Raw genomic sequence first — 23,781 nt, 5'->3', positions numbered from 1 at the left:
TAATGGTTAGTGTTTAGTATAGTTTATCAATGAAAGAAACCCGGAACATTTGTTCCGGGTTTTGTTTTTTAAGTACATCTAATCCCTTACCATCTAATTATAACACTTCCCCAAGTAAAGCCACTGCCAAAGGCTGCCAAAACCACCAAATCACCAGATTTGATCTTACCTTGCTCCCAAGCTTCTGTCAATGCAATAGGTATGGAAGCAGCAGTAGTATTACCATAATTCATTATATTGTTAAATACTTGATCATCGCCTAGACCAAACTTTTTTTGTATAAACTGGGATATCCTCAAATTGGCTTGGTGGGGTACCAGCATATCTATATCCTTTGCCTCTAAATTATTGGCCTTTAATCCTTCTATAATCACTTCACTAAAGCGTACTACGGCATTCTTAAAGACAAATTGTCCATTCATATGGGGCAGATAAGAAGCATCCTCTGGATCATTGTCTTTCAAAATATCGGTTACCCAGCGCTTGCCCATTCCCGGGGCTATTAGAGCCAATTCCTCGGCATGCTCCCCTTCGGAATGCAAATGAGTGGAAAGTATTCCCTTGTCCGAACTCTCTTCCCGGCATACGATGGCTGCTCCGGCACCATCACCAAATATCACGGATACCCCCCTGCCCCTAGTTGTCATATCCAAACCATGGGAATGCAGTTCGGATCCTATTACCAGGACATTTTTATACATTCCGGTCTTTACATATTGATCGGCTACAGAAAGGGCATAAACAAATCCCGAGCACTGGTTCCTAACATCCAGGGCCCCTACAGTTTTTATTCCTAGATCCCGTTGTACCAAAACACCGGGGCCAGGAAAATAATAATCCGGACTCAAGGTTGCAAAGATTATAAAGTCGACGTCATCTTTATCAATCCCTGAGCGTTCTATAGCAATTTTAGCAGCCTTTACCCCCATGGTAGTTGTGGTATCCCCATCTCCTTGCACCACATGTCTTCTCTCTTTTATACCGGTACGCTCCTGTATCCATGCGTCATTGGTATCCATTATTTTTGATAGATCGTCATTGGTAACAACATTTTCGGGAACGTAATACCCGAGACCTGATATTTTTGAATTAAACATTTTCTGCTTCATTTTGATTAGCGGAGAATCATCCCCAATAGGTTTTCTTTGAAATCTAATGTATGAGAAATAATTAAACTTTTACCCAAGATACACAAAAATAAACGGATAAAAATCCATATAAATTGCCAAAACCTAGGCCAAACCATTAATTTACAGGATGACATTATGACTCCGATACCCTTACACTAAATAATGTCAGTTTGTCACATTCCCAAACAATGGTATTTTTTTTGACTATGGTAAATTGTAAAACTTAAAAATATTAGAAGTATGGCCACAGGCAAGATTAATGTTTCCGTAGAGAACATATTTCCGCTAATAAAAAAATTCCTATACAGCGATCATGAGATCTTTTTAAGGGAGCTAATCTCCAATGCAACAGATGCTACCTTAAAACTAAAGCACCTCACTACTATTGGAGAAGCCAAAGTAGAATATGGCAATCCAATTATTGAGGTAAAGGTGGACAAAGAAGGAAAGAAAATCCATATTATTGACCAAGGTGTAGGTATGACCGAAGAGGAAGTACAGAAATACATCAATGAAATTGCCTTTTCCGGAGCCGAAGAATTCCTTGACAAATACAAGGATTCGGCAAAAGATTCCGGTATCATAGGTCATTTTGGTCTAGGGTTCTACTCTGCCTTTATGGTAGCAGAAAAAGTTGAGATCATAACCAAAAGCTATAAGGACGAACCTGCAGCCCACTGGATTTGTGATGGTTCTCCCAATTTTACTCTTAAAAAGGCCGATAAGGAATCTAGAGGTTCAGAAATCATCCTTCATATAGCTGACGATTCCACAGAATTTTTGGAAGAAGCCAAAATTGGGAACCTCCTAAGCAAGTATAACAAATTTATGCCCGTGCCCATCAAATTTGGGACAAAGACCGAAACGCTTCCAAAACCTGAAGGGGCAAAGGAAGAAGATCCGGCACCTACTCAGGAAGTAGACAATATCATAAACAATCCTGTTCCTGCTTGGACCAAGCAGCCAACAGAACTAAAAGAAGAGGATTACAAAGGGTTTTACAGGGAACTTTACCCAATGCAGTTTGAGGAACCTTTATTTCACATACATCTAAATGTGGATTACCCCTTTAACTTAACAGGAATCCTATATTTCCCAAAACTGACCAACGATCTAAGTGCCCAGAAAGATAGGATTCAACTGTACCAAAATCAAGTTTTTGTAACGGACAATGTAGAAGGTATTGTTCCAGAATTTTTAACCATGTTAAGAGGGGTTATAGATTCACCGGACATTCCGTTAAACGTTTCCCGTTCCTATTTACAGGCAGATGGAGCTGTTAAGAAAATATCAAGCTACATTACGCGAAAGGTTGCCGACAAACTAAGCTCCCTTTTCAAAAACAATAGGGAAGATTTTGAGGCTAAATGGAACGATATCAAAATCGTTATTGAATACGGTATGCTTTCAGAAGACAAATTCTTTGAAAAGGCCGACAAATTTGCACTGTATCCTACCGTAGACGGCAGCTTTTACACTTTTGAGGAATTACAGGAGAAAATAAAAGCAAATCAAACCGACAAGGATGACAAATTAGTGGTTCTATATGCTTCCAATAAGGAAGAACAACACAGTTATATTGAGGCGGCCAAAGCCAAAGGATATGAAGTATTGTTACTAGATTCCCCAATAGTATCTCACCTAATGCAAAAACTGGAAACCTCCAAAGAAAAGTTGTCCTTTGCCCGTGTTGATGCTGACCACCTTGATAATCTGATCAAGAAAGAGGACACTCAGATCTCCAAACTTTCGGACGAAGAAAAAGAAAGCTTAAAAACTGATATTGAAAAAACTATAGACAGTAAGAGCTATACCATACAATTGGAAGCGATGGACAGCAACGCCTCCCCATTCATTATTACCGAGCCCGAGTTTATGCGCCGAATGAAGGAAATGCAGCAAACAGGTGGTGGCGGTATGTTTGGGATGGGCAATATGCCCGAGATGTACAATTTAGTGGTTAACACCAACCATGAATTGGTAACAGAGATCCTGAATACCAAGACGGCCAAAAAGAAAGAGCGACTAATTAGCCAATCCTTGGATTTGGCTCGATTGTCCAAAGGCTTGCTTAAAGGTGAAGAACTTACCAAGTTCATAAAAAGGAGTTATGAAATGGTGAAGTAAAACGGTCTTGAATCCTAAATAAGTAGAAGCTGAATTACCTAGTGTAGTTCAGCTTTTTTTTATTTATACCTTTACCAAATGGAATACCCTTGGCACCTTTACCTATTAGGTTCAATTTACGTAATTGCCGGAGTGATGCATTTTGTTTTTCCGAAAACATACTTGAGGATTATGCCGCGCTACCTACCTTACCATAAAGTTTTGGTTCTTATTAGCGGTTTGGCAGAGATCCTATTGGGAATAGGACTTTGTTTTCCTTACACCAAGAATGTATCAATTGTAGGCATAATTCTAATGCTAACCGTTTTTCTTTTGGTCCATATTAATATGTTAAAAGGAGAAAAGGAAGCCGCAGGATTGCCAAAATGGATACTTGTCCTTAGAATTCCCCTGCAGTTTCTACTTATGTACTGGGTGTATTCCTATTGGGGATTATAAACCTCCCCAAGGTTATTTTACCCCTATCACCTTTGTTTTATGCGGTGGACCTATGCTTATCCAAAACTTGGATATAAGTGAAAGCTAGGTTACTCAGTTTAAAACTAACCATTGCCCCTTATTATCTATCCTTTGTTTGCTATCTTTATGCTGTGGTATAACAAAGTATTTCTCCTTACAAACAGAAATATTTTTCACAAATGGTTGCCCTTGGCAAAGGCAATGGCTCCTTAAAAATAGAAAACACAAACAGATGAAGGTTATCGCTACCAATATAGGAAAAGCTACCAGCTTTCTGCATAACGGAAAAAAGGAGTTGACGGGAATTTATAAATACCCTACCCCCAACCCGCTATTCTTAGGAAAGACAGATGTGCAAAATGATTCCGTAATAGACCGTAAACACCATGGGGGAGTACATAAGGCTTGTTACCTTTTTAGCTCAGAGCACTACCCCTACTGGAAAAAACTATATCCAAAATTAGATTGGGACTGGGGAATGTTCGGAGAAAATCTTACCGTACAGGGCCTGGATGAGTCCCAAATTAGAATTGGGGATATCTATGCCATTGGTAGTGCTGTGGTCCAGGTTTCCCAACCAAGGGAGCCCTGTTATAAGCTTGGGGTTCGTTTTGGGGATGCCAAAATAATAAAGCAATTTATAGATTATGGATACCCTGGCACCTATGTGCGAATTTTAGAGGAAGGCTGGGCAACAAAAGGAGATGCGCTGGTGTTAAAGGAAATGTCGGCCAATACGCTAAGTATCAGGGAATGCTTTAACCTCATACTGGCCAAAGAAAAGGATCCCATCTCCCTTCAGAAAGCCATTGATAATCTGGCCTTACCGGAATACAAGAGAGAGCGACTATTAAAGTACGCTTTATCCAAAAAATAACAGAGGGGCCAATTGGCCCCTCTGTATTAAACATAACTCTAAATTAAACTCTGAATTACTTTAACCGACTAGTTAACAGAGAATGTTTTTATATACGTGTTACTTCCTTCGCTGATAGTAACAGTATAGCTGTCCTTAAGTGCCTTTTTAAAGTTAAAAGCCTTTCCAACCACAAAGGAACTACCCAAATCCTGGTTGAAGATAACTCTGTTTTGACCGTCAACGACTTTTATCACAATTGGACTAAGCTTTTCGTTAAGATAGTTAACATAAAGCATTCCTCCATCTTGTCTAAAGTATGGCTTTATTGTCTCTTCACTGGAAACCACCTCTACATCAAATTCGGTTACATCAAGAGTATACTCTACAACCTTAAAAGAAGATTCCATTTTTACAAAGTAAAGTCCTTCTTCCAATTTTGATAAATCAAATTTCTTAGAATACTCTCCTTTACCTTTAATAGTCTCAACAAATATCTGATGATCTTCCATATCAGTCATGGTCAAGGTAGAAGACGCTGTCTGATTGTCTAACTTAAGTATAAAGCTCTTGGCTTTTTTTAGTGGTGTTAAGTACATTCCTGGATCGTTCGCCATGGCTACGGTACTAGTTAGTAACAAACCTGCGATTGCTGTTAATTTTAAAATTGCTTTCATAACATTTAGGATTTAATATTAATAAATCATTGATATGGCAAATCTACAGTGGTTTACCCTCCCCCACTACTCCAGAATTCTCCAGTTTCTATTCTATATTAACATCAGCTAATGTTAAGCAATTGTTAACACGGTAATTTTCAACATATTTAAGGTAAATTTGCACACAAATGCATTAAATGGCTATATTATCTTTATAATCCCTAATTAGAATTCATTAGTAATGATACCTAAACCTACATTCGAAGTTATAGAACCCGATTTTGGGCATTCTTATACTTACCAGCAGTTTGATGAACATAGACCCAACAAGAATGGGGTGTGGCATTATCACCCCGAAATTGAACTGGTCTATGTAAACGGAGGCTCTGGGAAGCGACAAATAGGAAGCCACGTTTCCTATTATACAGATGGCGATTTAATTTTAATTGGCTCCAATCTGCCACATTGCGGATTTACCGACCTACTAACAGGTAATAAGAATGAAACCGTTGTGCAAATGAAACAGGATTTCCTGGGCAACGATTTTTTTAATATTCCGGAAATGAAAAAAATCCAGAATCTTTTTGAAATAGCACAAGGAGGAGTGGCCTTTAATGGTAGCACTAAGAAAAAGATTGGTGAAAAAATAGAAATCATGGAATATCAAACAGATTTTCAGCGTTTGTTGTCCATTTTAAATATTTTAAATGAACTGGGAAGTTCCAAAGAGTACCAAGTATTGAATGCTCAAGGCTTCTCGTTACAAACAGAAGTTAAGGATAATGACCGAATCAATATTGTCTTTAATTATGTTAAGACCAACTTTAGGGAAGAAATCACTTTGGAGGAAATCTCACATTTGGTAAGTATGACGGTACCCTCTTTTTGTCGATATTTCAAGAAGATAACCAACAAAACATTTGTTCAGTTTGTAAATGAGTGTAGACTGGTACATGCCTCCAAATTGTTGGCAGAAAAACCAATCAGTATTACAGAGGTCTGTTTTGAAAGTGGATTTAACAATTTTTCGCATTTCAATAAGTCATTTAAGGCCTTTACGGGACAAAACCCCTCTGAGTATAGAAATCAGCTGAAAAGCGTATTGCAATCATGAGCAAATTATTTGCCGAAAAAACAGTTCTGCAACTCCCCAATAGTGACATTGTTTATTATCCCAATTTTTTAGAGAGCGCCAAAGCAGCGTATTACTTTAAAAGACTTCGGGAATCCACGAAGTGGAGACAGGATTATATTACTGTATTTGGCAAAACTTATCCCCAACCTAGGCTAACTGCTTTGTTTGGGGACAGCAACAAGCCTTATTCCTATTCCAATATTACCATGTACCCTAACAGGTTTTCTACGGAATTGTTGGAATTAAAGGATAAATTAGAAGATGAAACCGGCATCCGCTTTAACTGTTGTCTGCTAAACTTATACAGGAACGGCCAAGACAGTAATGGTTGGCATGCAGATGACGAAAGGGAATTGGGAAATAACCCTAGCATTGCCTCCATAACACTTGGACAAGAGCGCTATTTTCATCTAAAACACAAAGAAAAAAAAGAACTGAAATACAAATTATTATTGGAACATGGAAGTTTACTCCTAATGCAAGGTGAAACACAACACTTTTGGCACCATCAAATTCCCAAAACTACCAAACCCATAAAAGAGCGCATTAACATTACCTATAGAGTTATTGCATAAAAAAATCGGTTACGAAAACCGATTTTTTTATGCCTTCAAGATCCCTGTTGGACACTGCCCCTAACATCCCAGGCATTTACGTTAGTCTCCTCACATCCAACTTCAATATTATAAACTCAATTTCTTTGCCAAATAATATAAAAATTGGTCAAAAGCGATGTTTTTTTCGATTATGGACAAAAATACAACATCATAACGCACTGATTTAAAGAACAATACAAACTTTACAGAATGACCTACGAAAAAAGATCATCCAAAACCTTAGCCAACCTAAGTCCTCCTTTTTGTAGTTGTTGGGCTACAGTTCTCCAATATTTATAACTATACGCATATCCAAGTTTTTCACCAGCTTCTACAGAGTCATATATTTCATTGGCCAGCTCCTGGGATTCTTCCACCCAATCATATACATCTCCTTTTTGAATATACTCAATTTGCTTTTTGGTAAGTACTGTCATATTATTGGCCAATTCTGTGTAGCTCATACCGTACTGGTTTATCATATTGGAATCCCACAGTTTATGCAGGTTGGTACCCCTGCCAAACCATTGCAATTGAATATCGTTCCCTCCCTTATCTTCAAACCTTCCCACATGCATAGGTTGATGCAGATCACCAATAAGATGGACCAGCATTTTCAAATAAAATACTTTGTCCTCTTTTAGGCTATTCCTGTTCTTTATGATTTCAATACATTTTTCTATCCCGTTCACCACATCGCCATTCTTACTAGGCGTAACCTCGGTATACTTTTTATCGGATGGATAATTTACATAGTGCCAAGGATCGAAGTTTGTATATTTCCTATCCGCCTTAATATCATCTGCGAAAGTGGATATCAGAGCTAGACTCTGCCCATGTAAAAGCTTATTTAATGCCTTCTTGGTCCTTGTCTTTATATGCTGTTGGGCAACCTCCCCAACTGTCCTATGGCCTGTTTGGGACCATTCCAGCTCATTGCCTTGAGCCATTTGAACAAAAAACAAGCAAAGAAATACTAACTTTTTCATTTATTTATTTAATGGTTTTTACAAATCTATTTCCAATGACTCACAGACCTTCTTTGTGTTAGCATCCTATGTGATGGGACACATCCATGTAAAATCTTAGTCTTATATTAACTATCGCCAAAAATAACATATTGCGGTTTAAGGTATTGTTAATGTATGTCCTTATTTAATTTATTAATTTAATATTGCAGCTACAAAAATTTAAAATCCATGCCCAAAAAAATCAAGAATAAATATCTTAAGTTGGGACTAAAGGTCCTTGCGGTAGTAGGTGCCTTATTGCTTTTGTTTATACTAAGTATCTATTTAGGGGCTTGGGGCAAAATTCCCACTAAAGAAACCCTTGGTAATTTTAAATATCAAAGAGCTTCCGAGGTTTATTCCGCGGATAGTGTTTTAATTGGAAAGTATTTTCTTTTTGACAGACAGCCTATTGAATATACACAAATACCCCAAAACTTAATTGAAGCGTTGGTAGCCATTGAAGACGAGCGGTTTTATGATCATTCTGGAATAGATTACAAGAGCTTGCTTAGAGTTGCATTTAAAACCATATTAATGCAGGACAGGTCCTCTGGTGGTGGCAGTACAATTAGCCAACAACTTGCAAAGAATCTTTACCCTAGGGAAAAATCCGGAAAATTGCATCTGGCCATTTCCAAACTAAAGGAAATGATCATAGCCAGCAGGTTGGAGGAACTCTATTCCAAAGAAGAAATAATAACATTATACCTTAATACCGTGTCCTTTGGTGACAATACCTTTGGTATAGAAAGTGCGTCCCTAAAGTTCTTTAACAAACCCGCGCAGCTATTAAGCCTGGAAGAAAGTGCCACCTTGGTGGGTATGCTAAAGGCAACCTATAGTTACAACCCTCGGATATTTCCAAAAAAAAGCTTCAACAGACGTAATCTGGTACTGAATTCCATGAAAGCCAATAACTATCTCACTGGCCAAGAACTAGATAGTATTATTGCCATTCCATTACAACTAGACTATAGGACCTACGATCACAATGAAGGGGTTGCCCCTTATTTTAGGGAAGAGGTTAGAAAGCAATTATTAACATGGGTCAAAGAAGAACGAAAAAAAGGGAAGGAATACAATCTATACACCTCTGGTCTAAAAATATATACCACTCTTGACAGCAAAATGCAACTTTTGGCAGAAGAAGCCATGAAGCAGCATATGAAAAAACTGCAAAACGATTTTGAAAAAAGCTATGGTGCAAGGGCTCCTTGGATAAAGGACAAAAAACTGATTAAAAAAACCATCCAAAATTCCTCTACTTATAATAAATGGATCAGTGCCGGACTTAGTAAAAAACAGGCAATTGATTCCATGAGTGTAAAAAAAGAAATTTTACTAGGGGGATGGGATCAGGAAAAAATACAATCGGCCAGTACCATAGACAGTCTTATCCATTACCTAAAATTTCTCAATACAGGATCATTATCCCTTGACCCTAATACGGGTGCGGTTAAGACCTGGATAGGAGGCATCAATTATAAATATTTTAAATATGACCATATTTCCCAGAGTCAAAGACAACTAGGTTCTGCTTTTAAGCCAATTGTCTACACGGCTGCCCTAGAAAATGGGATAAGTCCCTGCACCTACTTTTCTGCGCAAGAAGTGGAGTATGAAAATATGGAGGGATGGTCGCCTAGCAATTCTGGAAAAAAGAATGAGGCCTATCTTAATTATTCCATGGAAGAGGCCCTGAGCAATTCGGTTAATACCGTAGCAGTCAAGGTCCTTGAAAAAACAGGTATACCCAACGTAATTGAACAGGCACGAAAAATGGGCATTCGCTCACCTATGCCACAGTTGCCCTCCCTGGCCTTGGGAACGGCCGAAATAAGAATAAATGAACTTGCAGGAGCCTATGCCAGTTATTTAAACAACGGCAGACCGGTTACTCCTTATTTAATAGAAAGTATTACCAATGAAAAAGACTCTATCCTAGTAACCTTTAAACCCAAACAAGCTACAAGAAGAGCTTTTTCCGAAGAAAATGCGGCTATCATGATAGAATTGATGAAAGCCACTGTGAACAGTGGTACGGCCGCCAGATTGCGTTCTACCTATGGCCTTAAAAATGATATCGCCGGAAAGACCGGGACCACCCAAAACAATAAAGATGCTTGGTTTGTAGCCTTAACCCCCAAATTATTAAACATAAGTTGGGTAGGCTTGGATAACCATGAAATTGGTTTTAACAGTACCCGTTTGGGCCAGGGCGCCAATGCAGCCCTGCCCCTATTTGGCATTTGGATGCAGAAGCTAAATGCAGACAAATCCTTTAACCATATTACCCAAGCTAGGTTTAAATCGCCCAGTTCCAATGTACGTAGTAAGTTAAACTGTGATCCCGTTAAAAGGGACGGTTTTTTTAAGAGGCTTTTTAAGAATCCCAACAAAAAGAAAACTAGGGATTTTAGAACTGGGAAAAACAAAACCTAGTCAGTTTACATTTTAATCCCACAATAGAAATCATTTTATGTCCTGCATTTATTTTCATTTGCCACTTAACATTACAACTTAGGATAAATTTTGGTCTTAAACTTTATCTTTGCCCCTTAATACATTTAAAAATTAAACCCCACATATCTACTTATGGATTACAAAATACTTTGTTCCGATTTGGATGGCACCTTATTAACATACAAGGATAACGTCTCCGATTTCACCATTTCCGAAATAAATAGGATAAAGGAACACCTGAGAATTATATTGGTTTCTGCTAGGATGCCCCAATCCATGACCTATATTCAAAAAAATCTCGGGATAGAAAATGAACCTATTATTTGCTATAATGGGGCCTTGGTTCTACATGGGGCCGAAGAGCTGTTCTCTACTTACATTAACATGGAACAAATAACTTCTATTTATGACATGGCAGACAAGGTAGGCATTGAGCTTGGGTTGTATTCCAATAGGGAATGGTATGTGCAAACAGATTCTGAACGGGTACAAAAGGAAATAAAGTATACAAAGACCCTTCCCCTCTACAGGAACACTGGAGAAACCATAGCCGACTGGACAAAGAGAAAAATGGGAGCCCACAAGATTATGCTGATGGGGAACAAAGAAAACACAGACAGTCTTTTGCCCTTACTTCAAAATAAATTTTCAGAAACCTTGAACCTCTATCGGTCCAATGACACCCTGATTGAGATTGCACCAAAAACGGTCTCAAAACTAACAGCCATAAAACTATTGTTACAAGAACATGAAAGTCTTAATGAAGTCATAGCCTTTGGGGACAACTATAACGATATGGAAATGCTGCAAAACGTTGGCCTGGGAATTGCCGTTGGCAACGCTAGGGAAGAAGTAAAACAGATAGCCAAGGCAATTACATTGGAAAACACCAAAGATGGAGTGGCCCAATTCTTAAAAAATCATATTTTAATTTAATTATATTTGGCCCAGCCGATAAGCAATTGAACAAACATTTATGAACGAACCTATAATTGCCAACGATACAGTTGTATTTGGACTACTCACCCTTTGTCTGGGATTTATATTTTACACCTCTTCCATAAAAACAGGTTTTTGGAAAAAATTCTATAATATAGTCCCCGCAGTCTTAATGTGCTATGTATTACCATCCATCTTGGCCAGTAGTGGATTAATAGCGGACGAAACCTCTAACCTATATTTTATGGCCAGTAGGTATCTGCTTCCCGCAGCATTAATCTTAATGACTTTAAGTATAGACCTCAAGGCCATATCCAATTTGGGGTCCAAAGCATTGATCATGTTCCTAACAGGTTCTGTAGGTATTATTATTGGGGGGCCATTGGCTATTTTGTTAATTTCCATTTTCTCCCCGGAAACAGTTGGCGGCAATGATTTTGATGCGGTATGGCGTGGTCTGTCAACTATTGCAGGTAGTTGGATAGGTGGTGGTGCCAACCAAGCTGCCATGTTGGAAATATATCAATACAACCCGGACAAATATGGGGGAATGGTGTTGGTAGATATTGTTGTGGCCAATGTTTGGATGGCCATAATATTATTAGGTGTGGGCAAAACCAATGGTATAGACCGCTGGCTTAAATCTGATACTTCGGCTATTGAGGAATTACGAATTAAAGTTGCTGCATTCTCAGAAAAGATAACTAGGGTACCGAGTTCCAAGGATTATATGATGATGCTCTTTTTTGCCTTTACAGGAGTTGGTATTGCCCATTTTTTAGGAGACCATATCAGCGCTTTCTTAACCAAGAACTATGAAAGTGTCAGTGACAACAAAAGTTTTCTATCCTTTTTAGGTTCCAGTTTCTTTTGGATGGTAGTCCTAGCTACCATGGTTGGAATTAGCCTATCTTTTACCAAGGCCAAAAACTATGAAGGTGCAGGGGCCAGTAAACTAGGCAGTGTATTCATTTATATCCTAGTGGCCACAATTGGTATGAAGATGGATCTAAGTAAGGTATTGGAAAATCCTGGTTTAATTGCTATTGGATTTGTTTGGATTAGCATTCATGCCGGCCTGCTTATTCTGGTTGCCAAGATAATTAAAGCCCCTTATTTTTTCTTGGCTGTAGGGAGTCAGGCCAATGTGGGAGGAGCGGCCTCCGCTCCCGTTGTGGCAGCTGAATTTCATCCGGCCCTGACCTCAGTAGGCGTTTTATTGGCAGTATTTGGTTACGTGGTCGGGACAGGGGGAGCTATACTCTGTACAATTCTTATGGAAATTGCCTCAAAAGTTTAAAATTAGATAAACTTTAATGATATTTGCGCTTCAAAAATAATACTATGAAGAATTTATTGATCGTCGCCCTACTGGCAGCTCTGTTGACCTCCTGTGCCGGGAGTTCAGAAAACACCATGACCGTTAGTGGAAATGTGAAAGGTTTGAAAAAAGGAACTTTATACCTGCAGCATATTGCAGACACCACCTTAGTTACAATTGATTCATTAATAGTAGAGGGCGATGGAAATTTTTCCTTTACCACGGAAGTACAAAGTCCCGAAATTTTTTATCTCTATCTGGACAAAGAGGACAACAACAATATTAATGACCGCATCACTTTTTTTGGAGAGCCCGGAAATATTACCATTAACACCTCTTGGAACACCTTTGATCTTAATGCCAAAGTTGAGGGATCTAAAAGCCATGAGAAGTTAATGGAGTACCAAAAAGTAATGTCTAAGTTCAATACCAAAAATTTGGAGTATATAAGGACGGGGCTGGAACCTGAGATCCAAAATAATCCAGCAGCATGGGATTCCATTCAAAACCTTAGCGATAGAAATGTAAAAAGGGGTTATTTGTTCGCACTCAATTTTGCATTGAACAATACAGACTCTTATGTAGCACCCTATATAGCGGTTAAAGAAGTTGCGGACGCCAATATAAAATATTTGGATTCTATAAACAATTCCCTTTCCGCCGAGGTGGCCAACTCCAAATACGGAAAAGAATTAAAGGAACATATTTCGGAATTAAAGAAAGAATAAAAAAAAGCATCCGAATTCGGATGCTTTTTTTTATTGTTTTTCCTTGGTATCAACTACCCTAGCTTATTCAATTGCTCTATCAATGAATTAGCCTTTGTTTCCAATTCAGCCCTAACCGATTTCAAATGAGCCTGTCTGTTATCTACAGATTTAAGGTTCACTTTTGCGATTAAATCATCAAAGGTTTCTATAGCACTATCTATTACAGCATTCGCTTCCTTTGAATTGTCTTTATTTCCTGAAGCCTCCACTACATATACCGCTTCAATAATATCTCCTAAAACGTAATTAATGTCTTTTTTTAAATCTCTTATACTTGCCATTACTATTATTTTTTTGCAAAAGTAATCAATTTCAGATTGTAACCTCTAAAAGTTTGGCACTCGTTGTACTAATATTAACACTTTTAGATTTGGCAGGCACCAATACGGTCTCTCCATTTTTAATAGAAGTAGCACCAAATTCATTGCTGATAGTAGCCGATCCTCCAACACACATATAGATTGTAAAGGAATCCCTTAAATCCAGTTCCAAGTTTAAATCCTTGGTCAGTTCCATAAAATTAGTATTGAAATAAGGACAGGACACCATATTATTGATACCATTTTTCTGGTTGGCATATTTTACCTTAAAATCATCCTTTTTGGTATAATCCAAAGCATCCAAAGCAAGGTCGGTATGTAACTCTCTCATATTTCCGTTCTTATCCCTTCTATTAAAGTCAAAAACCCTATAGGTTATATCAGATGTCTGTTGGATTTCTGCCAAAAGAACACCTGCACCAATGGCATGCATCTTACCGGTATTAATAAAGAAGGTATCCCCTTCCTTTACCTCTTCATAGTTCAGCAAGTCCAAAAGAGTATCCTCTTCAATGCTTTTGGCATATTCCTCCTTGGTTACATCTTTATTAAAACCTACAATCAACTCCGCTCCTGGATCGGCGTCCATTATATACCACATCTCTGTTTTTCCGAAAGAATTATGGCGCTTTTTGGCCAATTCATCGTTCGGATGAAGCTGTATGGACAAATCTTGCTTGGCATCTATAAACTTTATAAGTATAGGGAAATCCTTCCCAAATCGCTCAAAAACACTTTTTCCCAATAATTCCTCTGGATAATCATTGATCAATTGTTGCAGGGAAGTACCCGCAAGTTCTCCATTGGCCACTGTGGAAACATCACCTTCCACAGCGGACAACTCCCAACTTTCGCCAGTAATATCACTTTCAATTGGCTTGCCCAAAACATCTTTTAATTTTGTTCCGCCCCACAGGCGCTCTTTTAAAATGGGATTAAACTTTAAAGGGTATAAGTTCATGTTTTCTATGTATTGTTGGTTTGTATTCTAATTTTAAATTGTAATAATGCAAGGATTCTAGATATGTTAACTAGATCATGCATTAAACAATTACCTTAATTACATTATTTATCCGGAATAAGTTACAAAGTTTCTTGGGGTTTCGTAAAGTACCACTTCCAATTCCTTTGTTGGCGCAATATAAGGCCTTAATCTATTCCATATATATACAGCAATATTTTCTGCTGTAGGATTTACCGATTTAAACCATTCTATCTCAACGTTTAAATTTTTGTGATCCAATTCGGTTTCCACTTTTTCCTTTATCAGATCTTTAAGCTCTTTCATATCTATAACAAAACCTGTCTCCTCATCTATTTCACCACTAACACTTACCACTAATTCATAATTATGACCGTGAAAATTGGGGTTATTGCACAAACCAAAAACCGAGTCATTTTTTTCAAAACTCCATTCGGGCTTATACAACCTGTGCGCTGCGTTAAAGTGTGCCTTTCTACTAACCTTTACTTTCATTCCTGTTATTTTATTGATTTTGAGGTTACATTTAATCCGTAATTATTTTAACAGTCAATAATCATTAGCCTTAAAATATTTCTTAATCAGTTCGTCTTTATTTATGTAACAACCTAGTATTGATTTAAAACCCCATGTTTTAAAATTTCATTTTACTGTGAGTCGCTTAACTAAAGAATAAAAATAACTATTATCAATAAGTCCATCTACAGGGCTGAATCGTATTGGGAAATATGATTGTAAAATTTGTTAAATATAATTTTAAACCAGGCTGTGTATTTTTCTGGGGACTTAAGCATGTCATCCTTAATATCCAATGGCTTCATCCATTTCCATGATGCAACTTCCTCCGGATTAATTTTAGGTTCCCCGTTATAATGCCCCATCATAACATGGTCGTATTCATGTTCTGTAAGACCATTGTCAAATGGGGCTTTATAGACAAAGGAAAACAATTCCTTTAATTCGGTTACAAAGCCCATCTCTTCCTGCAATCTTCTTTTTCCAGCCTGAATATTACTCTCCCCTTCCCGTTGATGGCTACAGCATGTATTTGTCCACAATAGAGGGGAATGATATTTGTGTCCCGCTCTTTGTTGAACCATAGTTTCTCCTTTATCGTTCATTACAAATACCGAAAACGCCCTATGTAAAAGCGCCTTTTCATGAGCTTCCATTTTGGGCATTGTCCCTATCTGTTCATCATTCTGATTTACTAATATTACCTTTTCCTCTTCCATGTTGTAAAAATAAAACCTTTCAACAATATTACGGACTAAGGAGCTTAAAATATTATATACTATGCGAACAGATTTATAATTACTGCTATACCCGTAATTCTACGCCAATTTAAACAAGCTAGTTATAAATTTTGGAAAAATAAATTGCAGCATACTCTTAATACTGATACGAAGGTGTCTTTTTTCATAAATGCTCAGGTCTTGGAAAGTACTCCCCTACACCGCCACACCCAAAACTTGAAACTGCCAGGTACTGCCGCGGGAGTGTACACTACATTTTTCAGTGACTTGATAGGAATAAATATTACCCAGAAACCGTAATTCTCCCAACAAGTACCTTAAAAAAGAAAATTTAAAGTAATAAGGTGGACTAAAAAAATCGTGGCGATTTTAGGTTTCCAAGCTCTTTTATGAAGTCGTACCTCAAAATAATTTCAAAGGAACCGTCATTAAATGTAGCCTGGCCCAATTCTGTGGTCTCCTTATCATAAGCCATGCCTATAAGAAATGAATTGGAGATGTGAAAGCCTACCATGGCACTTAAAGCTGCATCCCAGCGATAGGCCGCTCCAACAATAAACTTGTCATTGAGCATAAAATTGGCTGATGCGTCTACCTGAAGAGGCGCCCCTTGCACCATTTTGGTCAATATAGCAGGTTTGAACTTTAAATTTGTATTCAAATCAAAAACATACCCAGTAATTAAATACAAATTCATCTGCTCCCTAGCAGTTGATAAGGACTCTCCATCAAAATGCGTGGTCTGCAGAAAACGGGGTACAGATAATCCAGCATAGAACTTCTGTGTATGGTAATAAATACCTGCACCAATATTAGGTGAAAATTTATTGTCCACGTCCTGCTGAAGTGTTGGGTCTGGTCCTCCCGGACTTGAATAATCCTGATTTAACTCGGAAAACCGTATATCCAACAAATGTGCACTTGCCTTAAGCCCAAAGCTCAATCTACCTTCTTGGGAGGTGTAGATAGTATATGAGAAATCACCATCAAAATAGGTTTCCGAAGTGGGACCAATTTTGTCGTTTACAATAGAAATCCCAAGTCCTACCCCCTTATAACTAATGGGTGAGTGCAAATTTAAGGTTTGAGTTGTAGGTGCCCCGTCCAAACCAACCCATTGCGATCTATGCAGGGCAGCTATACTAATATGTCCACGAGAGCCAGCATATGCAGGGTTTACACTCATGGTATTATACATATACTGAGTATATTGTGCATCTTGTTGTGATCTTAAAGAAAGACCGGACAAGACGAATACAATAAACAACCATATTGACAATAAGTGGGATCCTGATATATTTTTTTTAAATTTTGGCATCCGTTATCTGTTTATATAAATATAACCTGTAAGGGTAGTCATCTTTCCGACTGATGAGGGCGTATATTCCAATATATAGAAATAAGTCCCTACCGGTAATTGATTGTCCTTTTCAACGGTTACCCTACCCTCAGAAGTTCCGTCAAAGTAATTGGAGTCATTGTTATAGGCTTTGGTTGCATATACCAATACTCCCCAACGATTATATATCTTTATAGTGTTATTAGGATAGTTTTCTATACCCTTAATGGTTAATACATCGTGAATACCATCATTATTAGGGGTTATAACATTAAACACCTCCAATTCCTCGTCTAGCACAATCAAATCGGAATCTAAATAGTCCGGTGTTCCGTCCGCATCAAAGTCATCATTAGCGTAGTTACCATCGGTATTGCTGTCCTCGTCCACTGTAAGTATCCCATCATCATCGTCATCCGCATCCCTATAGTCCACCTCGTCATCAATATCCGTATTGGGAAGATCATTGTACGGATCATTAATCTCATCATTAACATCTACATCAATTGCCGTATTGCCCTCATAGCCATCATCCAAGCCATCATTATCCTTATCCGAACCAATGAGCAGCACATCGGGAATACCGTCGTGATCATGGTCATGCCCTTCAATATTATCCGGAACATTATCATTATCACTATCATCATCCAAATAATCGGGAAGACTGTCTCCATCTGTATCTATTGGAAATAGTCCTATATTCCCATTGCTCTCATAGGCATCATCCAGACCGTTATTGTTGGCATCCACAGCTGATGGGGCGATATAACCTAAAGTTGTTTGAGCTTCCACATTATCAGGAATACCATCGTTATCACTGTCTATATCCAAATAATCAGGAATACCATCCCCATCTGAATCTGTCGCATCAGTTACCGGATCGTTATCATTGTCCAAATTAAGATCTTCAAAACTATCCAATATGCCGTCATCATCACTATCTATATCCACAATTCCCATTGGGTTTACCAAAATATTGATATTGGCCGTACTGCAATTGGATTGGTTATCACATATAGTATACGTAAACATATCACTTCCTACATAACCATTATTTGGGGTATAGGTTAGTATATCATCCCTTAAGTCGTTTACAGTTCCATTATTGTCAACTACAACATTGCCATTGGAGGGACTTGTAGTAGTAATGGTTCCTTGAATAGGGACATCATTGTCGTTCATTAAGAAATCTATATCTACGGGCGTATTCTCTAAAGTAGCCACAGAATCATCAAAGGCATCCACAATTGGAATCACTTCAACATTAACTGTAGCCGTACTACAATCACCCAATGCATTACAAATGGTATAGGTAAAGGTACTTGATCCATTAAAGTTTGGATTGGGCACATATGTAACCACATCATCCGACGGATTATTTGGCGTACCATTATCATCCACTAGAACATTGCCATTGAAGGGATTGGAGGTTGTTAAAATACCATCTGTGGGCAAACCGCTGTCATTATCAAAAATGGGCACTACCACGGATGAATCTTCATTTACAGTAATAAAATCATCGACCAATACACTGGATTGTTGCAAACAAACCACCGTAAAGTTGGGAAGGTCGAAAGAATTTCCGGCCTTAGTGACCGTAGCAGTATAACGCACTACACTCTCTGTAGCAATAACCGTGGGTCTTAATTGATCTCCGCCAACAGCTGGCGACCAACTTATAGCGGTACTGGGACTTACATTGTTGGATATGTCCAGTGTTACTTCGTTGTCGGGACTTTTGCAGTCTGTAACAATAAAATAACCAGTTGCATTTGACCCGCAAAGGGTTCCGTCATAGGTTGCGAAATAGATACCTGAAGCGGTCGCTTCATAAAAGAAATCTGTCCCCAATACCGTAGTGGTATCAGAAGCCTCGTACCATTTGTAATTATGTTCATCGGTGCTATTGGGCGCCTGTAGCAAAAACTGTGCACTGGCCCTTTCTACACCAAAAAATATGGTTACAAGGGTAACAAAAAGAAATCTATATATATGTATTGGCTTCAAACTCCTGATATACCTTATTGGTTATATATAATTATTTTACTACAAATACCACGTTAATCAATGAATTGTAATCTGTTGGTGTTGCTATAACATCATAAGTCATGACCCCAAATTCATCTACACTTACATTGCTGAATACAGTATTGTCATAATAGGTGACATAATAGTATAGATCTGTATTAGCATAGGTTGGTATAGCCCCAGGTGCTAAATTACTGGCCACCATTGGCGATCCAAATTGAGCCGTATATTGTGCATGCAGGTCAATAGTTCTTCCTGTACCCGTTGTTGAGGCATCCACAGCAATGGAAGGAGGATAAAATATATTTGGTCGGGTATTTGCAATTACATAAGGAGTAGCACTACTACCATTACCAGTTACACTAATATCGTTACCCGCATTTACTATCGTTTCTGTTCCGTCTGCTGTTGGTAGTGTTACCATATTTCCACCAGAGATGGTCAATTCATCCCCGCTAATACTCAAGGTTTGGTCATCACTAGCAGGATCTCCTGCTGGACCCTGTGCCCCTGTAGCTCCGGTTGGACCTTGTGCCCCCGTTGGACCGGCTGGTCCTTGCGGACCTACAGCTCCATCTATACCATCCGAACCTGCTGGACCTGCTGGACCCTGTGGACCTTGGGCTCCTGTATCACCTTTATCTCCTTTGGCTCCTGTTGGACCTGTAGCTCCCGTTGCTCCTGTTGCCCCGTCAGCACCATCCGCTCCATCGGCACCATCAGCTCCTGCAGGACCTTGGGCTCCTGTATCACCTTTATCTCCTTTATCTCCTTTGGCTCCCGTTGCTCCCGTTGCCCCTGTGGCTCCTGTTGCTCCGTCAGCACCATCCGCTCCATCGGCACCATCCGAACCTGCTGGACCTTGGGCTCCTGTTGGACCCTGGGCTCCTGTATCACCTTTATCTCCTTTGGCTCCCGTTGCCCCTGTAGCTCCCGTTGCTCCTGTTGCTCCGTCAGCACCATCGGCGCCATCTGAACCTGCTGGACCTTGGGCTCCTGTTGGACCCTGGGCTCCTGTATCACCTTTATCTCCTTTGGCTCCCGTTGCCCCTGTAGCTCCCGTTGCTCCTGTTGCTCCGTCAGCACCATCGGCGCCATCCGAACCTGCTGGACCTTGGGCTCCTGTATCACCTTTATCTCCTTTGGCTCCCGTGGCTCCGGTTGCCCCTGTGGCTCCCGTTGCTCCTGTTGCTCCCGTTGCTCCTGTTGCCCCGTCAGCACCATCCGCTCCATCGGCACCATCCGAACCTGCTGGACCTTGGGCTCCTGTTGGACCCTGGGCTCCCGTATCACCTTTGTCTCCTTTGGCTCCCGTTGCCCCGGTTGCTCCCGTTGCTCCTGTTGCTCCGTCAGCACCATCCGCTCCATCGGCACCATCGGCACCATCAGCTCCTGCTGGACCTTGGGGACCTGCTGGACCCTGGGCTCCCGTATCACCCTTATCTCCTTTGGCTCCCGTTGCCCCTGTGGCTCCCGTTGCTCCTGTAGCTCCTGTTGCCCCGTCAGCACCATCGGCACCATCCGAACCTGCTGGACCCTGGGCTCCTGTATCACCTTTATCTCCTTTGGCTCCCGTTGCCCCTGTGGCTCCCGTTGCTCCTGTTGCTCCTGTTGCTCCGTCAGCACCATCGGCTCCATCGGCTCCATCCGAACCTGCTGGACCTTGGACTCCTGTTGGACCCTGGGCTCCCGTATCACCTTTATCTCCTTTGGCTCCCGTTGCCCCTGTAGCTCCGGTTGCTCCTGTTGCTCCGTCAGCACCATCCGCTCCATCCGAACCTGCTGGACCTTGGGCTCCTGTTGGACCCTGGGCTCCTGTATCACCCTTATCTCCTTTATCTCCTTTGGCTCCCGTTGCCCCTGTGGCTCCGTCAGCACCATCGGCACCATCGGCACCATCCGAACCTACTGGACCTTGGGCTCCTGTTGGACCCTGGGCTCCTGTATCACCTTTATCTCCTTTATCTCCTTTGGCTCCCGTTGCCCCTGTGGCTCCGTCAGCACCATCGGCACCATCGGCACCATCCGAACCTGCTGGACCTTGGGCTCCTGTTGGACCTTGGGCTCCCGTATCACCTTTATCTCCTTTGGCTCCCGTTGCTCCGGTTGCTCCTGTTGCCCCGTCAGCACCATCCGCTCCATCGGCACCATCCGCTCCTGTTGGACCTTGGGCTCCTGTTGGACCTTGGGCTCCTGTATCACCTTTATCTCCTTTGGCTCCCGTTGCCCCTGTAGCTCCCGTTGCTCCTGTGGCTCCCGTTGCTCCTGTGGCTCCCGTTGCTCCTGTTGCTCCGTCAGCACCATCCGCTCCATCGGCACCATCCGCTCCTGTTGGACCTTGGGCTCCTGTTGGACCCTGGGCTCCCGTATCACCTTTATCTCCTTTGGCTCCCGTTGCCCCGGTTGCTCCTGTTGCCCCGTCAGCACCATCGGCACCATCGGCACCATCGGCACCTGCTGGACCTTGGGCTCCTGTATCACCTTTATCTCCTTTGGCTCCTGTTGCCCCTGTGGCTCCTGTGGCTCCCGTTGCCCCGTCAGCACCATCGGCACCATCTGAACCTGCTGGACCTTGGGCTCCTGTTGGACCCTGGGCTCCCGTTGCTCCTGTAGCTCCCGTTGCTCCTGTAGCTCCCGTTGCTCCTGTTGCTCCGTCAGCACCATCGGCACCATCCGAACCTGCTGGACCTTGGGCTCCTGTTGGACCTTGGGCTCCTGTATCTCCTTTGGCTCCCGTTGCCCCTGTAGCTCCCGTTGCTCCTGTTGCTCCTGTTGCTCCGTCAGCACCATCCGCTCCATCGGCACCATCCGAACCTGCTGGACCCTGGGCTCCTGTATCACCTTTATCTCCTTTGGCTCCCGTTGCTCCGGTTGCCCCGTCAGCACCATCCGCTCCAGCTGGACCTTGGGGACCTGCTGGACCTTGGGCTCCATCACTTCCAGGAGGACCTTGGGGACCTGCCGGACCTTGTGGACCTGTATCAGGGTCAACCCAAGAATATGTTCCTGACCCATCAGTAGAAAGAACTTGACCGCCTGTTCCCCCCACTGGTAATTCTATTTCATTATTAGGATCATCATCTGCATCGCGAATATCGATAGTAGTGCTACCTCCTCGTTCCAAGGCAATATTTACCGATTCGTTTGCACTAACAACGGAACTACTAATTCCTTGATTGTCCGTATCCAACATGGACTTATCTATCCATTCTACCGTACCTACTGCATCAGTAACCAATACCTTATCGTTTCCTCCACTTAGTATATTTTCTGTCTGTACCGCGTCGTCCGCCAATTTTGCATTGGTAACCGCATCGGCACCCAATTTCACGGTGGTAACCGCACCATCAGCCAGTTTGGCCGTTACTATGGAAAGATCCTCTACCTTGAAAGGATCCGCAGCAGTACCTACACCGGTAATCGTTATCTGGTCCGCAATGGCGGCGAAGCTCGACTTGTCGATCCACTCCACTGCACCTACTGCATCGGTAACCAACACCTTGTCGTTACCTCCACTTAGTATATTTTCTGTCTGTACCGCGTCGTCGGCCAATTTTGAATTGGTAACCGCATCGGCACCTAGTTTGGCTGTCACGATGGAAAGGTCCTCTACCTTAAAGGGATCCGCAGCAGTACCTACACCTGTAATCGTTACTTGGTCCGCTATGGCGGCGAAGCTCGACTTGTCGATCCACTCCACTGTTCCCACTGCATCGGTAACCAATACCTTATCGTTTCCTCCACTTAGTATATTTTCTGTCTGTACCGCGTCGTCCGCCAATTTTGCATTGGTAACCGCATCGGCACCTAATTCGGTTGTTCCCACGGCTCCTGCCGATATTTCGAGAGTAACGTCCCCCAATAGGGCATTGGAATCGCCCCCTACAGTTAGATCTGAAGACGTAATATCCCCATCACCGGAAATCGCCGTTCCATCAACTTCCAAAGCTCCAGTGGTAACGTTCTGTACCAATCCACTACCAGCCACATCCGAATTGATCTTAGCGGCAGTTACCGCATCATCGGCCAATTCATTTGCTGTAATCCCAGCTGTAGCAACACCCAAAGTATAAGGACTACCCGTTGTTCCTGCTCCAGAGCGCACCAAGGTGCCATCAGTTGCGTTTGTAACCTCATTTCCTATGACCCCATCATTTTCAGTAACGGTTACAGAACCCAAATCCACAAGGGTCCATTCAGTTCCGTCCCATTGCATTACCTGGCCTGAAGCCGTACCATCAGCAATATTTTCCAATTGCACTGCATCATCCGCAATTTTGGAGTTGGTAACCGCATCCGCACCTAGTTTGGCCGTTACTATGGAAAGATCCTCTACCTTGAAAGGATCCGCAGCAGTACCTATACCTGTAATCGTTACTTGGTCCGCT

Annotated in this window: 19 protein-coding genes; 9 read left to right on the top strand and 10 right to left on the bottom strand. The window is 41.2% G+C overall.

Annotation, left to right across the window (positions count from 1 at the left end):
* Nucleotides 1–86 precede the first annotated feature (86 nt).
* Nucleotides 87–1,097 (bottom strand): 3-oxoacyl-ACP synthase III family protein, encoded by a 1,011-nt coding sequence (locus tag EHW67_RS20005; protein ID WP_126164186.1) that lies wholly within the window; start codon nt 1,095–1,097, stop codon nt 87–89.
* A gap of 273 nt (nt 1,098–1,370) precedes the next feature.
* Between EHW67_RS20005 and htpG the strand changes: the two genes are divergently transcribed.
* The 3 genes from htpG (at nt 1,371) to EHW67_RS19990 (ending at nt 4,593) form a co-directional block, all read left to right on the top strand.
* Nucleotides 1,371–3,257, top strand: a complete 1,887-nt coding sequence (htpG, locus tag EHW67_RS20000) for a molecular chaperone HtpG (protein ID WP_126164185.1) — start codon at nt 1,371–1,373, stop codon at nt 3,255–3,257.
* Between the two features lie 78 nt (nt 3,258–3,335).
* Complete coding sequence (locus tag EHW67_RS19995) at nt 3,336–3,695, top strand: DoxX family protein (protein WP_126164184.1); 360 nt, start codon at nt 3,336–3,338, stop codon at nt 3,693–3,695.
* A 253-nt stretch (nt 3,696–3,948) separates the two neighbouring features.
* Complete coding sequence (locus EHW67_RS19990; RefSeq protein WP_126164183.1) at nt 3,949–4,593, top strand: MOSC domain-containing protein; 645 nt, start codon at nt 3,949–3,951, stop codon at nt 4,591–4,593.
* 68 nt (nt 4,594–4,661) lie between these two features.
* Here the strand turns inward: EHW67_RS19990 and EHW67_RS19985 are convergent, their stop codons facing one another.
* Complete coding sequence (locus EHW67_RS19985) at nt 4,662–5,249, bottom strand: hypothetical protein (protein ID WP_126164182.1); 588 nt, start codon at nt 5,247–5,249, stop codon at nt 4,662–4,664.
* Between the two features lie 223 nt (nt 5,250–5,472).
* Between EHW67_RS19985 and EHW67_RS19980 the strand changes: the two genes are divergently transcribed.
* Together EHW67_RS19980 and EHW67_RS19975 are read left to right on the top strand one after the other, a co-directional pair.
* Nucleotides 5,473–6,345, top strand: coding sequence for an AraC family transcriptional regulator (locus tag EHW67_RS19980; RefSeq protein ID WP_126164181.1), 873 nt, complete (start codon nt 5,473–5,475; stop codon nt 6,343–6,345).
* Nucleotides 6,342–6,941 (top strand): alpha-ketoglutarate-dependent dioxygenase AlkB family protein, encoded by a 600-nt coding sequence (locus EHW67_RS19975; RefSeq protein ID WP_126164180.1) that lies wholly within the window; start codon nt 6,342–6,344, stop codon nt 6,939–6,941. Before EHW67_RS19980 ends, EHW67_RS19975 begins: the two co-directional genes overlap by 4 nt.
* A gap of 236 nt (nt 6,942–7,177) precedes the next feature.
* Here the strand turns inward: EHW67_RS19975 and EHW67_RS19970 are convergent, their stop codons facing one another.
* Nucleotides 7,178–7,951 (bottom strand): S1/P1 nuclease, encoded by a 774-nt coding sequence (locus tag EHW67_RS19970; RefSeq protein ID WP_126164179.1) that lies wholly within the window; start codon nt 7,949–7,951, stop codon nt 7,178–7,180.
* 210 nt (nt 7,952–8,161) lie between these two features.
* Between EHW67_RS19970 and EHW67_RS19965 the strand changes: the two genes are divergently transcribed.
* The 4 genes from EHW67_RS19965 to EHW67_RS19950 all read left to right on the top strand — a co-directional run bounded on the left by EHW67_RS19965 (nt 8,162) and on the right by EHW67_RS19950 (nt 13,426).
* Nucleotides 8,162–10,417 carry a transglycosylase domain-containing protein gene (locus EHW67_RS19965; RefSeq protein ID WP_126164178.1) on the top strand — a complete coding sequence of 752 codons (2,256 nt, stop codon included), beginning with the start codon at nt 8,162–8,164 and terminating at the stop codon, nt 10,415–10,417.
* Between the two features lie 153 nt (nt 10,418–10,570).
* Complete coding sequence (locus tag EHW67_RS19960; protein WP_126164177.1) at nt 10,571–11,374, top strand: Cof-type HAD-IIB family hydrolase; 804 nt, start codon at nt 10,571–10,573, stop codon at nt 11,372–11,374.
* Nucleotides 11,375–11,414: 40 nt separating this feature from the next.
* A complete protein-coding gene (locus EHW67_RS19955; RefSeq protein ID WP_126164176.1) occupies nt 11,415–12,677 on the top strand; it encodes a DUF819 family protein in 1,263 nt (420 codons plus the stop codon).
* Nucleotides 12,678–12,721: 44 nt separating this feature from the next.
* On the top strand, nt 12,722–13,426 hold the full coding sequence (locus EHW67_RS19950; RefSeq protein WP_126164175.1) for a DUF4369 domain-containing protein: 705 nt from the start codon (nt 12,722–12,724) through the stop codon (nt 13,424–13,426).
* Nucleotides 13,427–13,479: 53 nt separating this feature from the next.
* Here the strand turns inward: EHW67_RS19950 and EHW67_RS19945 are convergent, their stop codons facing one another.
* The 7 genes from EHW67_RS19945 to EHW67_RS20960 all read right to left on the bottom strand — a co-directional run.
* Nucleotides 13,480–13,749 carry a hypothetical protein gene (locus EHW67_RS19945; RefSeq protein ID WP_126164174.1) on the bottom strand — a complete coding sequence of 90 codons (270 nt, stop codon included), beginning with the start codon at nt 13,747–13,749 and terminating at the stop codon, nt 13,480–13,482.
* A gap of 31 nt (nt 13,750–13,780) precedes the next feature.
* Nucleotides 13,781–14,749: a type I phosphomannose isomerase catalytic subunit gene (locus tag EHW67_RS19940; protein WP_126164173.1), complete on the bottom strand. Its 969-nt coding sequence runs from the start codon at nt 14,747–14,749 to the stop codon at nt 13,781–13,783.
* Nucleotides 14,750–14,857: 108 nt separating this feature from the next.
* Nucleotides 14,858–15,265, bottom strand: a complete 408-nt coding sequence (locus EHW67_RS19935) for a 6-pyruvoyl trahydropterin synthase family protein (protein WP_126164172.1) — start codon at nt 15,263–15,265, stop codon at nt 14,858–14,860.
* A 206-nt stretch (nt 15,266–15,471) separates the two neighbouring features.
* Complete coding sequence (idi, locus tag EHW67_RS19930; RefSeq protein WP_126164171.1) at nt 15,472–16,005, bottom strand: isopentenyl-diphosphate Delta-isomerase; 534 nt, start codon at nt 16,003–16,005, stop codon at nt 15,472–15,474.
* A gap of 370 nt (nt 16,006–16,375) precedes the next feature.
* On the bottom strand, nt 16,376–17,344 hold the full coding sequence (locus EHW67_RS19925) for a PorP/SprF family type IX secretion system membrane protein (protein WP_126164170.1): 969 nt from the start codon (nt 17,342–17,344) through the stop codon (nt 16,376–16,378).
* Nucleotides 17,345–17,347: 3 nt separating this feature from the next.
* Nucleotides 17,348–19,372 carry a T9SS type B sorting domain-containing protein gene (locus EHW67_RS19920; RefSeq protein WP_126164169.1) on the bottom strand — a complete coding sequence of 675 codons (2,025 nt, stop codon included), beginning with the start codon at nt 19,370–19,372 and terminating at the stop codon, nt 17,348–17,350.
* Nucleotides 19,373–19,403: 31 nt separating this feature from the next.
* On the bottom strand, nt 19,404–23,781 hold a 4,378-nt coding region (locus tag EHW67_RS20960), incomplete at its 5' end, for a hypothetical protein (RefSeq protein ID WP_317126900.1).

Origin of the sequence: Arenibacter aquaticus, from assembly GCF_003957295.1 — a bacterium.
Taxonomy (GTDB): domain Bacteria; phylum Bacteroidota; class Bacteroidia; order Flavobacteriales; family Flavobacteriaceae; genus Arenibacter; species Arenibacter aquaticus.
This window is presented reverse-complemented; position numbering and strand designations above follow the sequence as displayed.